This is a genomic window from Thermus sp. LT1-2-5 (assembly GCF_040363165.1).
GTDB lineage: Bacteria > Deinococcota > Deinococci > Deinococcales > Thermaceae > Thermus.
This window is the reverse complement of record NZ_BSRG01000009.1, coordinates 52,288-66,307: the sequence shown is the minus strand read 5'-3', so window position 1 is coordinate 66,307 and position 14,020 is coordinate 52,288. Positions and strand designations below refer to the sequence as shown.

The following is a 14,020-nucleotide window of genomic DNA, read 5'->3' as shown; positions in this document are numbered from 1 at the left end:
GTAGCCGCGTCCTTCATCGGCTCGGGTGCCAAGGCATCCACCGTGGGCCCTTAGCATCTTGACCCTCAAGACCACGCCTCAACGTGGCCTCACATTCCATTCCTCCACCCTAGCTTTCAAGATCCCCCGCCGCCCACCAGGCAGCGCAAAGAAAAGACTACCAGGACCCTGAGAACGTGTCAAGTACCCCCACGCTGAGCTCTAGACCCTGGGGTAGCGGGAGACGATACCTAGCCGGTAGCCTTTAGGCATGGTCCCCCGCTACCAGACCCCGGAGATGGCGGCCCTTTGGTCCGAGGAAAGCCGCTACCGCATGTGGGCCTTGGTGGAGGCCTACGCCCTCGAGGCCTGGGAGGCCCTGGGCCAAGTGCCAAGGGGCCTTGCCGCCCAGCTCCTCAAAACCCTTGCGGAGAAGCCCCTCACCGAAGCCTTCGCCCGGCGGGTGGCGGAGATAGAGGAAACCACCCGCCACGACCTGGTGGCCTTCACCCGGGCCCTGGTGGAGTGGACCGGGGACGAGGAGGTGGGGCGCTACCTCCACCTGGGCCTCACCAGCTCGGACATCGTGGATACGGCGCAAAACGCCCTCCTGGTGCAGGCCTTGGACCTCATTCGAGAGGAGCGTAAAGGGGTGGAGGAGGCGCTAAAGGGCCTCGCCCTCCGTTACAAGCACACCCCCGCCATCGCCCGCACCCACGGGGTTCACGCCGAGCCCACCAGCTTCGGCCTCCGCTTCCTCTCCTTCTACGCCGCCTTCCTAAGGGACGAGGAAAGGCTCCTAAAGGCCAAGGAAACCATCGGCGTGGCCATGCTCTCCGGCTCCGTGGGCAACTACGCCCACGTCCCCCCCGAGGTGGAGGCCCACGTGGCGCGCCGGCTTGGCCTCAAGGTGGAGCCCGTCTCCACCCAGGTGGTCCCTCGAGACCGGCACGCGGAGGTCCTGGCCGCCTTGGCCATCCTGGGGGGAAACGTGGAACGGGTGGCGGTGGAGCTCAGGCACCTGCAGCGCACGGAGGTCCTGGAGGCGCAAGAGCCCTTCCGCGAGGGCCAGACGGGAAGCTCCTCCATGCCCCACAAGAAAAACCCCGTGGGCCTGGAAAACCTCACGGGAATGGCCCGGCTCCTCCGGGGCTACCTCGGGCCCGCCCTGGAGAACATCGCCCTCTGGCACGAGCGGGACATCTCCCACTCCTCGGTGGAGCGCATCATCCTCCCCGACGCCACCACCGCCCTCCACTACGCCCTGAGGCGGCTTAGGAACATCCTGGAGGGCCTAAAGGTCTTTGAGGAAAACCTGAAGCGGAACCTGGACCTCACCCGGGGCCTCGTCTACTCCCAGCAGGTCCTCAACGCCCTCATCGCCGAGGGCCTGCCCCGGGACCAGGCCTACGCCCTGGTGCAGCGGAACGCCCTCAGGTGTTGGGAGGAGGGGCGAAGCTTCCTGGAGCTCCTGGAGGCCGACCCGGAAAACCCCATCAAAGGGGAGAGGCTAAGGGCGCTCTTTGACCCCAAGGCCTTCCTCCGCCACGTGGACGCCATCTACGCCCGCTTTGGGCTTTAGAATGAGGGAAAGGGCCGCTTGGCCACAAGGAGGGGCATGGAGAAGCTTTACGAGGGCAAGGCCAAGATCCTCTACCCGGAAGGGAAGGACACCCTAAGGGTCTACTTCAAGGACGAGGCCACCGCCTTCAACGCTCAAAAGCGAGGGGTCATCCCCGGCAAAGGGGTGGTGAACAACAGGGTTTCCGCCGCCCTTTTCCGCCTCCTGGAGGCAAAGGGCGTCAAGACCCACTTCCTGGAGGAAATCTCCGAGCGGGAGATGCGGGTGAAGCGGGTGAGGATCCTCCCCTTGGAGGTGATCCTCCGCTTCAAGGCGGCGGGGAGCTTCGCCAAGCGCTATGGCCTCGAGGAGGGGACGCCCCTCCAAGCGCCCTTGGTGGAGTTCTCCCTGAAGGACGACGCCCTGGGAGACCCCCTCATCTGCGAGGAGGCCATCCTGGCCCTAGGTTTGGCCACGCCGGAGGCGCTACGGGAAATCAAGGCCACCACCTTGCGGGTGGGGGAGATCCTGAAGGACTTCTTTGCGCAAAGGGGCCTGGAACTGGTGGACTTCAAGCTGGAGTTCGGGGAAAAAGACGGGGAAATCCTCCTTGCCGACGAGATCAGCCCCGACACCATGCGCCTTTGGGATATGGCCACGGGCGAACCCATGGACAAGGACCGCTTCCGCAAGGACCTTGGGGGCGTGGAAGAGGCCTACCGGGAGGTCCTGAGGCGGGTTTTGGGAGGCTAGATGCCCAGATACCAAGCCACGCTCCTCATCGAGCTCAAAGACGGCATCCTGGACCCTCAGGGCCGGGCGGTGGAAGGGGTCTTGAGGGACCTCGGCCACCCCGTGGAGTCCGTGCGGGTGGGAAAGGTTTTGGAAATCGTCTTCTCCGCGGAAAACTTCCTCCAGGCCGAGGAAAAGGCCAAGGCCTTGGGAAGCCTCCTGGCCAACCCGGTGATGGAGGTCTACACCCTGGAGGCCCTAAAAGAGCTATGAGGTGGGCCATCGTTCGCTTCCCCGGCTCCAACTGCGATGAAGACGCCCGTTTTGCCTTCACGAAGGCGGGCATACGGGCGGAGTTCGTCTGGCACACGGAGCGGGACCTCAAAGGCTTTGACGGGGTCTTCCTCCCGGGGGGGTTCAGCTACGGGGACTACCTGAGGGCCGGGGCCCTCGCCGCCAAGAGCCCAGTGATGGAGGCGGTGCGCCGCTTCGCCCGGGAAGGGCGCTTCGTCATCGGGGTCTGCAACGGCTTCCAGGTCCTCACGGAGGCGGGGATCCTCCCCGGGGCCCTCCTCGCCAACCTCAACCTCCACTTCACCTGCAAGGAGGTGGGGGTGCGGGTGGAACGGACCGACCTCCCCTTCACCCGGCTTTACCAAAGGGGCCAGGTTCTCCGCCTGCCCATCGCCCACGCCGAGGGGCGTTACTACGCCGACCCCGAAACCCTAAGGCGGCTGGAAGGGGAAGGCCAGGTGGTCTTCCGCTACGCCCCCCTGGCGGGGGAGAAGGACTTTAACCCCAACGGGAGCCTGAACGACATCGCCGGCATCGTGAACGAGAAGGGCAACGTCCTCGGCATGATGCCCCACCCCGAGCGGGCCGTGGACCCCGTTCTGGGAGGGGAGGACGGGCTTCCCCTCTTCTTGGGGCTTTTGGAGGTTCCACAGGAGGTTAGATCATGAAACCCAAGGCCATCACCTTTGACTTCTGGGGCACCCTCTTCACCGAGGGGGAGGCGTTTTTGGAAAAGGTCATGCCTGCCCGGTACGAGATCCTCCTGGATGCGCTGTCCGAGGCGGGCCACCCTGCGGAGGAGAGCGAGGTGCGGGAGGCCTACCGGCAGGCGGCCTTGGCCTTTGAGGAGGCCTGGAAGGCGGGGGAGCACATGTCCGTGTACGAGCGGGTGGGCCGCATCTTCGCCCTTCTTGGAGCCCCCCACGACCCCGGGCTCATCGCCCTCACCGCACGAAAGCTGGAGGAAACCTCCCTCCTCGCCGACCTCAAGCCCCTGCCTGGGGTGGAGGTCCTCAAGGCGCTTGCCGGGAAGTACCCCTTGGCCCTTGTTTCCGACACGGGCATGACCCCGGGCCGCCTCCTCCGGGAGCACCTGCGCAGGCAAGGCTTGGACGTTTTCCAGGCCTATAGCTTCTCCGACGAAACCGGCTTCGTCAAGCCCAAGGCCGAGGCCTTCCACGTGGCCCTCGAGGCCCTAGGGGTGGCCCCCGAGGAGGCCCTCCACGTGGGGGACCTGCCCCACACGGACATCAAGGGGGCCTTCGGCGCCGGCTATCCTTGGGCGGTGCAGTACGTGGGCCTGAGGGAGGTGAACGGGGAGGTGAAGCCCACGGCCAAGGTGAAGGACCACCGCGAGCTCCTCCCCCTCCTAGAGTGATGGAAGCCTTGGCCAAGGAGTTGGGCATCCCGGATGGGGAGTACCGGGAGATCCAAAGGCGGCTTGGGCGGGAGCCCAACCGGGTGGAGCTCCTCCTCTTCAAGGTGATGTGGAGCGAGCACTGCGCCTACAAGAACTCCCGCCCCCTCCTCAAGGAGCTCCCCAAGGAGGGGGAAGCGGTTCTGCAGGGCCCGGGGGAAAACGCCGGGGTGGTGCGCCTGGGGGAAGGGTGGGCGGTGGCCTTCAAGATCGAAAGCCATAACCACCCCTCCGCCGTGGAGCCCTTCCAAGGGGCGGCCACGGGGGTGGGGGGGATCCTTAGGGACATCCTGAGCATGGGGGCCCGCCCCATCGCCCTCCTGGACTCCCTGCGCTTCGGCCCTCCCGAGGGCCGAAGCCGCTACCTCTTCAAGGGGGTGGTTTCCGGCATCGCCTTTTACGGGAACGCCATCGGCGTGCCCACCGTGGGCGGGGACCTCTACTTCCACGAGGGCTACCGGGAAAACCCCTTGGTGAACGCCATGTGCTTGGGGCTTTTACGGGAAGAGCACCTGCGGAAAAGCCGCGCCTCCTTGGGCCGCCCCATCTACTACGCCGGGGCCAAGACGGGCCGGGACGGCATCGGGGGGGCGGCCTTCGCCAGCCGGGAGCTAAGGGAGGAGAAGGAGGAGGACCGCCCGGCGGTGCAGGTGGGGGACCCCTTTTTGGGGAAGCTCCTCATGGAGGCCACCCTCGAGGCCATAGAGAAGGACCTGGTGGAAGGGGTGCAGGACATGGGGGCGGCGGGGCTCACCTCCAGCCTGGCCGAGCTCGCCCACAAGTCGGGCCTCGGGGTGGAGCTCAACCTGGACCTGGTCCCCACCCGGGAGGCGGGCATGGCCCCCGAGGAGCTCCTCCTCTCGGAAAGCCAAGAGCGCATGGTCCTGGTGCCCCGGCCAGGGAAGGAAAAGGAGCTAGAGGAGGTCTTTCGCCGGTGGGGCCTGGACTGCGTGGCCGTGGCCCGGACCATCCCGGAACGGGTCTTCAGGGTCCTCTTCCGGGGGGAGGTGGTGGCGGAGGTGCCCACGGAGGCCCTGGCGGAGGCCCCCAGCTACGTGCGCCTGGCCCAGGAGGACCCCGAGGTGAAACGCCTCCGGGAAACCCCCCTTCCCCCCCTGCAGGCGGAGGCCAAGGAGGTCCTGGAGAGGCTCCTCGCCTCCCCCAACCTGGCAAGCCGGGAAGCCGTCTACGAGCGCTACGACCACCAGGTGGGCACCCGCACCGCCTTGGTGCCGGGAAAGGGGGATGCCGCCATCCTCTGGCTCAAGGGGACCAGCCTCGGCATCGCCGCCAAGGTGGACCAAAACCCCCGCTATAGCCGCCTCCACCCCCGCCTGGGGGCCATGCACGCCCTGGCGGAGGCCTGCCGCAACGTGTCCGTGGTGGGGGCGAAACCCCTCGCCTACACCGATGGCCTCAACCTGGGAAGCCCGGAAACCCCCGAGGGCTATTACGAGCTCAAGGAAACCATCGAGGGCCTGAAGGAGGCCAGCGCCGCCTTGGGCGTGCCCGTGGTGAGCGGCAACGTTTCCCTCTACAACGAGGCAGGGGGCCGCCGCATCCCCCCCACAGCCATGGTGGGGGTGGTGGGGGTCTTGGACATCAGGCGCCGGGCGGAGATGGGCTTTCGGCGGCCCGGGGAGGTGGTGGTTCTCCTGGGGGAGGAGCGGGGGGAGCTTGGGGGAAGCGAAGTCCTTTACCTCCTCACCGGCCTCGAGGCCGGCCACCCCCCCGCCTTGGACCTGGAGCGGGAGAGCGCGGTGCAGGAGGTCATCCGCCAGCTCATCGGCCTGGGCCTGGTGCGGACCGCCCACGACCTGGCGGAGGGAGGGCTTTTGGTGGCCCTGGCGGAGATGACCTTCCCCTACGGCCTCGGGGCCACGGTGGAGGTGCGGGAGGCAGGCCTGGAAGCCCTCTTCGGCGAGGCCCCGAGCCGCATCCTCTTCACCGTGGCCAAGGACCACCTGAAGGAGGCCACCGCCCGCCTCGAGGCCCAGGGTCTCCCCTACCGCATCCTGGGGGAGACGGGGGGGAAGACCCTCACGGTCCTCACCCCCAAGGGGGTGCTAGAGTGGGAGGTGGCCGAGCTTAAGGCCATCTGGCAACGCCCCTTGCGGGAGGTCCTGGATGGATAAGCCGAGGGAGGAGTGCGGCGTCCTAGGCCTTTGGAGCGAAAGCCCCTTGGACGTGGCGGGGTTGCTCCACCTGGGGCTTCTCGCCCTGCAGCATAGGGGCCAGGAGGCGGCAGGCATCGCCGTGAGCGACGGCAAGGAGTTCCTGGTGGAAAAGGACCTGGGCCTGGTGAACCAGGTCTTCACCGAGGAGCGCCTGGCCAAGCTCCGCCTGCCCGAGGCCCGTCTGGGCCTGGCCCACACCCGCTACTCCACCACGGGCTCCAACCTCCGCTTCAACGCCCAACCCCTCACCGCCCGCACCGCCCACGGGGTCCTGGCCATCGCCCACAACGGCAACTTCACCAACGCCAAGCCCCTGCGCGACCGCCTCCTCCTAGAGGGGGCCACCTTCCAGAGCACCTCGGACACCGAGGTCATGCTCCTCCTCCTGGCCCGCCTCGCCCACCTTCCCCTCATCGAGGCCGCCCTCGAGGCCATGAAGCGCCTGGAAGGGGGGTATTCCATCCTCCTCATGGACCGCAAGACCCTCCTCGCCCTCCGCGACCCCCACGGGGTGCGGCCCCTGGTCATCGGGCGGGCCCCTTGGGGCTACGCCTTCGCCTCCGAGCCGCCGGCCCTGGCCCTTCTGGGGGCGGTTTACCTCCGGGACGTGCGGCCTGGGGAGGTGGTCTGGGTGGAGGACGGGGAGCTCCAAAGCCACCAGGTCCTCCCCCCCAACCCCGCCCCCTGCGCCTTTGAGTGGATCTACTTCGCCCGGCCCGATAGCCTCCTGGACGGCACCGAGGCCTACGCCGCCCGGGTGCGGATGGGGGAGGAGCTTTTCCGGGAGGCCCCGGCGGAGGCGGACATCGTGGTGCCCGTGCCCGACTCCGGCATAGGGGCCGCCATCGGCTACGCCCGGGCCAGCGGCCTCCCCCTGGAGTACGGCCTCTACAAGAACCCCTACGCCGGCCGCACCTTCATCCAGCCCACCCAGGAGCTTCGCGACCTGAAGACCCGCCTCAAGCTCTCCCCCACCTCGGCGGTGAGGGGCAAGCGGGTGGTCCTCATCGACGACTCCATCGTGCGGGGCACCACCAGCCGCCACATCGTGGCCCTCTTGAAGGAGGCGGGGGCGAAGGAGGTACACTTCCGCGTCTCCAGCCCTCCCATCCGCTTCCCCTGCTACTACGGCATCGACACCGCCGCCCGCAAGGAGCTCATCGCCGCCCAGAAGAGCCTGGAGGAGATCCGCGCCTACATCGGGGCCGATTCCTTGGCCTTCCTCTCGGAGGAAGGGGTCAAGCGGGCCATCGGGGGGCCCGTGTGCCTGGCCTGCTTCAACGGCCGCTACCCCGCAGGCGTCCCCGAGGAGGGGGAGAAGCTCGCCCTAGAGCTTCTCTAGCACGAGGAACCGGGGATACACACCCCCCTGCTCCACCACCCGGGCGTGGCGGAGGGCCAAGCCGGGGGGGAGGACCCTCCGGAGGAGGGCGGGGCGAAGGGTGAGGAGGACGAGCCTTCCCCCAGGGGGCAGGAGGGCCTTGGCCTCTTCCAGAAAGTCCCGGTAGAGGCCGAGAAGGGCCGACCTCCGCCCCAGCCGCAGGCCGTGGGGAGGGTTGGCCAGGATGAGGTTCACCTGGGGGAAGAAGTGAGGAAGGCGGCGGGTATCCGCCCTCCTGAACTCAATCCACGGGAGACCGGAGGCCAAGGCCGCCTCCCGGGCTAGCACCAAGCGCCCCTCGTCCAGGTCCCCCGCATAGACGGGGCTTTCCCGGCCCAGGGTGTCCGCGGCCTCGAGGGCGATGGTCCCCGAGCCCGTGAAGGGGTCCAGCACCCGCGCGCCCGGGCGGGCCCCTCCCAGGCGCAGGAGGGCCTGGGCCAGCACAGGGGAGAGGCTTCCCCTGGGGCTCGCCTTGGGAAAGCGGCGGGAAAGGGGCCTGGCGGTGAGCTGGACCCCAAGAAGGGCCTCCCCTCCCCGCACGTCCACCCGCACCCGCACCTGGGGCGCCTCGAGGTCCACCGCCACCCCGTACCGGGCCCGGAGGGGGGCTCCCAGGCGGCGCTCCACCTCGGGGCTTTGGAAGGGGTGATCCCCCTCCCTGCGGGCCTCCACCCGGAAGCTTTGGGCTCCCTGGAGCTCGGGGAGCTCCAAAGCCCAAGCCGCCCGCTCCAAGGCCCCCAGGGGGTCCTGGGGGGTAGGGCAAGCCGGGCGCGGAAAAGGACCAGGTGGTGGGCGAGGTGGAGCCGGAAGGCCTCCTCCCCCACCCCTTCGGGGAGGCGCACCCGCACCCGGCCCTTCCGCGGATCCACCTCCGCCTCCCTCCCCGGGTACAGGCGGGAAAGCTCCTCCAGGAGGAGATCCTCGAGGCCGGGGTGGGTGGTGGCCTCAAGCCACACGGGCCTCCTCCGCCAGGGCCCGAAGGGCCCCCCTCCTCGCCTCGAGGTCCCCGAGGCGTGCCCGCAGGGCCTCGCAGCGATCCCGGTAAAGCCCCTCAAACCTCTCCCGCTGGCGGGAAAGCCCCTCCTCCAGAGCCTCCTCTAAGCCCTTGCGCACCGCGGCGTACGCCTCCGCCAAGCCCTGGGAAAGGAGGCGCTTCGCCCGCTCCTTTCGCCGGGGGAGCACGGAAAGGGCGAGGAAGGCCACGAAAAACCCCGCCAAAAGCCCGGTGAGGTCCGCCACCAGCCCCTTCAGGGCAAGGGCCAAGGCCGCTCCCAGGCCCAGCCCCCCTACACCCCCCGCCAGGGCGCGCACCACCGCCTCCTGGGCCAGGCCGGAAAGCCTTTCCGCCTCCGCCTCGGGGCGGAACCGGGCGAGGGCCTCCTCCAAGGAGGCGTAAAGGGGCTCCTCCCCCTTGGGGACGGGACGGGCCTCCTTTAGGAGGGTAAGGGCGTCCAGGAGGAGCTCCTCCTCTCGGCGGGCGAGCCAGCGCAGGGCCTCCCCCACCGCCCGCTCCAGCCGCGCCCCGGCGTCCTGGACCACCTCCCTGAGGAAGCTTTCCCGGAAGGCCTTGGCGTTCAGGAGGTCGGGGAGGCGGCCCAGGCGCACGGTCTCCTCCAGAAAGCGGTACCCCCGCTCCTCCACCTCCCGGAAGACCCGCTCCACCAGGGCCACCTGCCCGGAGAAGTCCCGCCTGACCCGGTCCGCATGCCGCGCCAGGAGGGCCTCCAGGGCCCCGCAGGTGGCGAGGGCCCGCTCCACCTCCTCCCGCTCCCGGTCCAAGGCCTCCTCCCCCTCCCGCAAAAGGCGCCGGAAAACCCCCAAGGCGGCCGAAAGCTTGAGGGGCAGGGCCTCCCCCGCAAGGGTGCGCTCCACGTGCGCCCGCAGGCGCTCCAACCCCTCGTCCCTTCCCTCCTTGCCGAGCCGGGCGGAAACGAGGAAGAGGGGAACCTCCTCCCCCAACACCTCCCTCGCCCCCTGGCCCACGTAGCGGGCCACCGCCTCCCGGTCCGCCCCCGAGAGGAGGTCCGCCTTGTTCACCACCAGGACCACCTTTTTCCCCCAGTCCCGGATAAGGGCCAGGAGCTCCCCCTCGGAGCGGGTCAGGGGCCGGTCGGCGCTGGTGACGAAGAGGATGAGATCGGCCCGGGGAAGGAAGCGGCGGGTCAGGACCTCGTGATGGGCCAGAAGGGCGTTGGTCCCCGGGGTGTCCACCAGGGCGAGGTCCTTGAGGAGGGGATGGGGCCTTGGGAGGCGGAGGAACCCCTCGGCCTCCTCCCCTTCCCCCTCCCCGTAGGCCAGGAGCTGGATGCGGTCCGTGGTGGGGGTGGGGCCCTCGGGAAGGAGATCCTCGCCCAAGAGGGCGTTCACCAGGCTGGACTTGCCGCTGTTGAACTCCCCCACCACCACCAGGAGAAAGGGCCCCTCCAAGTCTAAAAGGGCCTGGCGCAAGGGAGCGGGGTCCACGGGGGTGCGGGAGAGGGCCTCGAGGCCCCTCAGGAGGAGGTCCCGCACCCGAACCTTGGCCGCCTTAGCCTCCTCTAGGCGCATACCGCCTCAGGTAAAGGCCAAGGGCGAGCCCAAGGAAAAATCCCAAGGCCAAGAAGGCGAAGGCGAAGGCCCCGGTGGAGGCCAGGTGCCAGCCGAAAAACCAGTAGCTACACACGGCGTAGCGCTCCACCTGCACCCGCACCAGCTCGGGCAGGTCGCGGCTTGTGGTGAAGTTGATGAGGAGGATGGCGAGGAGCAAAACGGCAAGGGCCAGAAGGGCCCCCCATTTCAAGATGGTGAAGGCGTTCCCTTTCATGGCCTTAGCTTAGCAGCCCCTAAGGACCTATAATCGCCCTATGGTAAGCGCCAGCGTCCGCGACGAGGCCATCTTCCAGCTCATTGCCTTGGAGGAGAAAAGGCAGCGGGAGGGGCTAGAGCTCATCGCCAGCGAGAACTTCGTCTCTCGGCAGGTGCGGGAGGCGGTGGGGAGCGTCCTCACCAACAAGTACGCCGAGGGCTACCCGGGAGCCCGGTACTACGGGGGGTGCGAGGTCATCGACCAAGTGGAGTCCTTGGCCATAGAGCGGGCCAAAGCCCTCTTCGGGGCCGCCTGGGCCAACGTCCAGCCCCACTCCGGCTCCCAGGCCAACATGGCGGTCTACCTGGCCCTCATGGAGCCCGGGGACACCCTCATGGGCATGGACCTGGCCGCCGGGGGGCACCTGACCCACGGGGCCAAGGTCAACTTCTCCGGGAAGCTTTACAAGGTGGTTTCCTACGGGGTGCGGCCCGACACCGAGCTCATAGACCTGGAGGAGGTGCGTAGGCTCGCCCGGGAGCACCGCCCCAAGGTCATCGTGGCCGGGGCCAGCGCCTACCCCCGCTTTTGGGACTTTAGGGCCTTCCGGGAAATCGCCGAGGAGGTGGGGGCCTACCTGGTGGTGGACATGGCCCACTTCGCCGGCCTCGTGGCGGCGGGGCTCCACCCCAACCCCGTCCCCCACGCCCATGTGGTGACCAGCACCACCCACAAGACCCTCCGGGGCCCTCGAGGCGGCCTCATCCTCTCCCAGGACCCCGAGCTGGGCAAGAAGATAGACAAGCTCATCTTCCCCGGCATCCAAGGAGGCCCCTTAGAGCACGTGATCGCCGGGAAGGCCGTGGCCTTCTTCGAAGCCCTCCAGCCTGGGTTCCAGGAGTACAGCCGCCTGGTGGTGGAAAACGCCAAGCGCTTGGCCCAGGAACTGGCCGAGCGGGGCTACCGCATCGTCACCGGGGGCACCGACAACCACCTCCTCCTGGTGGACCTCCGCCCCAAGGGCCTCACGGGCAAGGAGGCGGAGGAGCGCCTGGACGCCGTGGGCATCACCGTGAACAAGAACGCCATCCCCTTTGACCCCAAGCCCCCCCGCATCACCTCCGGCATCCGCCTGGGCACCCCCGCCCTCACCACCCGGGGCTTCACCCCGGAGGAGATGGCCCGGGTGGCGGACCTCATCGACCGGGCCCTCACGGAAGGCCCCTCGGAAGGCCTTCGGGAGGAGGTGCGCGCTTTCGCCCTCGCCCACCCCATGCCCTGATGCTGGACCTTTTGGTGGTGGTCCCCCACCCCGACGACGAGGGCTTCGGGGCCGGGGGAGCGCTTCTTCTGGCCAAGGCTAGAGGCCTCAGGACGGGCATCCTCACCCTGACCCAAGGAGAGGCGGGAAGGACCCTGGGCCTCTGCCCGCCGGAAGAGCTGGGAAGGGTGCGCACGGAAGAGCTCCGGCGGGCGGCGGAGATCCTGCGGGTGGACTTCCTCGAGGTCCTCTCCTTCCCCAACGGCCTCCCCCAGGAGGCGGAAGGGGGGGAAAGGGGGAAGGCCACAGGGGAAGGCCTTCTGGACCACCCCGAGGCGGAAGCGGCCATCCGGGAGCGCCTCCTTGCCCTAAGGCCCCGCTATGTGGTGACCTTCCCCCCGAACGGCCTGAACGGCCACCCCGATCACGTGGCGGCAAGCCGCTACGCCCAAGGGGCGGCGGAGGGCCTGGCCCAGGTGGTCTACATGGTGCGCCCAGAGGGGCCCTACCCCGTAACCCACCGTCTGCGCCTGCCCGAGTGGGCCCTCAAGGAAAAGCTCAAGGCCCTCGCCCAGCACAAGACCCAGGCCCTTTCGGTCCTGGCCTTCCTGGAGCGCTACCCAGAAAGGCTTTGGACCGAGACCTTCCACGTGGTGGGGAGGGAGGGCGTGGTGGAGGGGCCATGGTGGTGAGGCTATTGGACCACACCGCCGACATCGGCTTCGAGGTGGAGGCGGAAAGCCTCGAGGGCCTCTTCCAGGCCGCCCTAAAGGGCCTCCTGGCGGTGATGTTCCAAAACCCCCCGGAAGGGGGAAAGAGGCGGCGGCGCCTCACCCTTTGGGCTGAGGACCTGGACACCCTCTTGGTGCGCTACCTGAACGAGCTCATCTACCTGATCCAGACCAAGGGCTTCGTGCCGGGCAGGGCCAGGGTGCGCATTGGGGAAGAGGAGGGGGGCTACCGCCTGGAAGCCCACCTCCAAGGCGAGCCCTTCCAGGAGGCCTTCGGCTTCCAGGGGGAGGTGAAAAGCGCCACCTTCCACGGCCTCCTTGTGGGCCAGGAAGGGGGGAGGTGGCGGGCCCGGGTAATCCTAGACGTGTAGGGCGGCCAGGGCCTCCCGCACCCGCGCCAGTAGCCCCGCCTCCACCAAGGCCTTGGCCCGAAGCAGGGCGTTTTTCACCGCCAGGGCGTCCGCCGAGCCGTGGCCGATGAAGACCGCCCCCTCCACCCCCAGAAGGGGCATGGCCCCGTACTGGGAAGGGTCCACCCGCGCCTTTACCCGGCGCAAGGCGCCCCGGGCCAAAAGGGCGCCCAGCCTGGCCCAAGGGCTTGCGGCGAAGGCCTCCTTGATCCAGGTGAAGAGGACCTTGGCCTCCCCCTCCGCCAGCTTCAGGGCCACGTTCCCGGTGAAACCGTCCGTGACCACCACCTCTGCGGTGCCATAGAAGATGTCCCGCCCCTCCACGTTGCCGAAAAAGCGCTCCCCCAAGGCCGCCCGCAAAAGGGGATAGGCCTCGAGGACCAAGGCGTTTCCCTTCCCCTCCTCCTCCCCGATGGAGAGGAGGCCCACCCGGGGGTGCGCCACCCCGCTGGCCTCGGCGTAGGCCAGGCCCATGGCGGCAAACTGCACCAGGAAGGAGGGGCGGCAGTCGGCGTTGGCCCCCCCGTCCAGGAGAAAGGTGCGCCCCTTTAGGCTCGGGAACTCCACGAGCAAGGCGGGCCGCTCCACCCCCCGCACCCGGCCCAAAACGAAAAGGGCGGCGGCCATGGTGGCCCCGGTGTGCCCCATGGAAACCACCGCCGCCACCTCGCCCTTCTTCAAAAGCTCCAGGGCGACCCAGATGGAGCTTTCCCGGCGCTTGCGCACCTCGGTGGCGTGCTCCTCCATACGGATCCAGTCGGGGGCGGGGTGGATGGGAAGCCTGCCCCCAAAACGGGCCAAGGCCGCCTCAAGCCGCCCCTCCTCCCCCACCAACAGGACCTCCACCCCCTCCTGGGCCGCCAGGAGAGCTCCCTGGACCGTGACCTCGGGGGCCCGGTCCCCCCCCATGGCGTCCAGGGCGATCCTCATGCCTGCGGCAGGTGTTTTTCGATCTTGGCCTGGAAGTTGCGCTTGGGCTGCGCCCCCACCAGGACCTCCACGGGTTGGCCGTTTTTAAAGAGGATCACCGTGGGGATGCTCATCACGCGAAAGCGCATGGCAGTCTTGGGGTTCTCGTCCACGTCCAGCTTGGCCACCACAAGCTTGCCCTCGTACTCCTGGGCCAGTTCCTCGAGGATGGGAGCGATCATGCGGCAAGGAGCGCACCACTCGGCCCAAAAGTCCACCAGGACCAAGGGGTGGCCGCCCAAGAGCTCATCAAAGTTCTGGTCGGTAACCTCCAGGGGCTTCGCCATACCCCCCTACTCTACGGCAAAGCCCCGGAGGGATAA

15 protein-coding genes are annotated in these 14,020 nt (G+C 68.5%); 10 read left to right on the top strand and 5 right to left on the bottom strand.

The annotated features are described in order from the left end of the window. Positions 1–250 precede the first annotated feature (250 nt). The 7 genes from purB to purF are packed head-to-tail and all read left to right on the top strand — an operon-like array spanning position 251 to position 7,502. Positions 251–1,561 (top strand): adenylosuccinate lyase, encoded by a 1,311-nt coding sequence (gene purB, locus ABXG85_RS09205; protein ID WP_353513406.1) that lies wholly within the window; start codon positions 251–253, stop codon positions 1,559–1,561. Positions 1,562–1,597: 36 nt separating this feature from the next. Beyond that, positions 1,598–2,293: a phosphoribosylaminoimidazolesuccinocarboxamide synthase gene (gene purC, locus ABXG85_RS09200; protein ID WP_353513405.1), complete on the top strand. Its 696-nt coding sequence runs from the start codon at positions 1,598–1,600 to the stop codon at positions 2,291–2,293. Next, positions 2,294–2,545 carry a phosphoribosylformylglycinamidine synthase subunit PurS gene (gene purS / locus ABXG85_RS09195; protein WP_353513404.1) on the top strand — a complete coding sequence of 84 codons (252 nt, stop codon included), beginning with the start codon at positions 2,294–2,296 and terminating at the stop codon, positions 2,543–2,545. It abuts the gene before it with no gap. Then, positions 2,542–3,234 (top strand): phosphoribosylformylglycinamidine synthase subunit PurQ, encoded by a 693-nt coding sequence (gene purQ, locus ABXG85_RS09190; RefSeq protein WP_353513403.1) that lies wholly within the window; start codon positions 2,542–2,544, stop codon positions 3,232–3,234. The genes purS and purQ overlap by 4 nt, the downstream gene beginning before the upstream one ends. Then, positions 3,231–3,944: an HAD family hydrolase gene (locus ABXG85_RS09185; RefSeq protein ID WP_353513402.1), complete on the top strand. Its 714-nt coding sequence runs from the start codon at positions 3,231–3,233 to the stop codon at positions 3,942–3,944. Before purQ ends, ABXG85_RS09185 begins: the two co-directional genes overlap by 4 nt. Beyond that, positions 3,944–6,118 carry a phosphoribosylformylglycinamidine synthase subunit PurL gene (gene purL / locus ABXG85_RS09180; protein ID WP_353513401.1) on the top strand — a complete coding sequence of 725 codons (2,175 nt, stop codon included), beginning with the start codon at positions 3,944–3,946 and terminating at the stop codon, positions 6,116–6,118. The genes ABXG85_RS09185 and purL overlap by 1 nt, the downstream gene beginning before the upstream one ends. Next, positions 6,111–7,502, top strand: a complete 1,392-nt coding sequence (purF, locus tag ABXG85_RS09175) for an amidophosphoribosyltransferase (protein WP_353513400.1) — start codon at positions 6,111–6,113, stop codon at positions 7,500–7,502. Before purL ends, purF begins: the two co-directional genes overlap by 8 nt. On the opposite strand, the gene ABXG85_RS09170 is transcribed toward purF, so the two are convergent. The 3 genes from ABXG85_RS09170 to ABXG85_RS09160 all read right to left on the bottom strand — a co-directional run bounded on the left by ABXG85_RS09170 (position 7,488) and on the right by ABXG85_RS09160 (position 10,344). Continuing rightward, the gene (locus ABXG85_RS09170) at positions 7,488–8,273 is read right to left on the bottom strand and encodes a THUMP domain-containing protein (protein ID WP_353513399.1); all 786 of its coding nucleotides are present in this window, start codon (positions 8,271–8,273) and stop codon (positions 7,488–7,490) included. The two genes, purF and ABXG85_RS09170, sit on opposite strands and share 15 nt — an antisense overlap. A gap of 213 nt (positions 8,274–8,486) precedes the next feature. Next, positions 8,487–10,088 carry a dynamin family protein gene (locus tag ABXG85_RS09165; protein WP_353513398.1) on the bottom strand — a complete coding sequence of 534 codons (1,602 nt, stop codon included), beginning with the start codon at positions 10,086–10,088 and terminating at the stop codon, positions 8,487–8,489. Further along, positions 10,069–10,344, bottom strand: a complete 276-nt coding sequence (locus tag ABXG85_RS09160; RefSeq protein WP_353513397.1) for a hypothetical protein — start codon at positions 10,342–10,344, stop codon at positions 10,069–10,071. Before ABXG85_RS09160 ends, ABXG85_RS09165 begins: the two co-directional genes overlap by 20 nt. Positions 10,345–10,384: 40 nt before the next feature. Here ABXG85_RS09160 and glyA point away from each other — a divergent pair, with 40 nt between their 5' ends. Genes glyA through ABXG85_RS09145 form a run of 3 tightly spaced genes read left to right on the top strand, consistent with a single transcriptional unit; the run spans position 10,385 to position 12,689 of the window. Next, positions 10,385–11,608, top strand: coding sequence for a serine hydroxymethyltransferase (gene glyA, locus ABXG85_RS09155; protein WP_353513396.1), 1,224 nt, complete (start codon positions 10,385–10,387; stop codon positions 11,606–11,608). A 2-nt stretch (positions 11,609–11,610) separates the two neighbouring features. Continuing rightward, on the top strand, positions 11,611–12,279 hold the full coding sequence (locus tag ABXG85_RS09150) for a PIG-L deacetylase family protein (protein ID WP_353513411.1): 669 nt from the start codon (positions 11,611–11,613) through the stop codon (positions 12,277–12,279). After that, on the top strand, positions 12,270–12,689 hold the full coding sequence (locus tag ABXG85_RS09145) for an archease (RefSeq protein ID WP_353513395.1): 420 nt from the start codon (positions 12,270–12,272) through the stop codon (positions 12,687–12,689). Before ABXG85_RS09150 ends, ABXG85_RS09145 begins: the two co-directional genes overlap by 10 nt. Here ABXG85_RS09145 and plsX read toward each other — a convergent pair. Together plsX and trxA are read right to left on the bottom strand one after the other, a co-directional pair. Further along, positions 12,678–13,658: a phosphate acyltransferase PlsX gene (gene plsX / locus ABXG85_RS09140; protein WP_353513394.1), complete on the bottom strand. Its 981-nt coding sequence runs from the start codon at positions 13,656–13,658 to the stop codon at positions 12,678–12,680. The genes ABXG85_RS09145 and plsX overlap by 12 nt on opposite strands. Further along, a complete protein-coding gene (gene trxA / locus ABXG85_RS09135) occupies positions 13,655–13,984 on the bottom strand; it encodes a thioredoxin (RefSeq protein WP_039458248.1) in 330 nt (109 codons plus the stop codon). Before trxA ends, plsX begins: the two co-directional genes overlap by 4 nt. Positions 13,985–14,020: the final 36 nt, after the last annotated feature.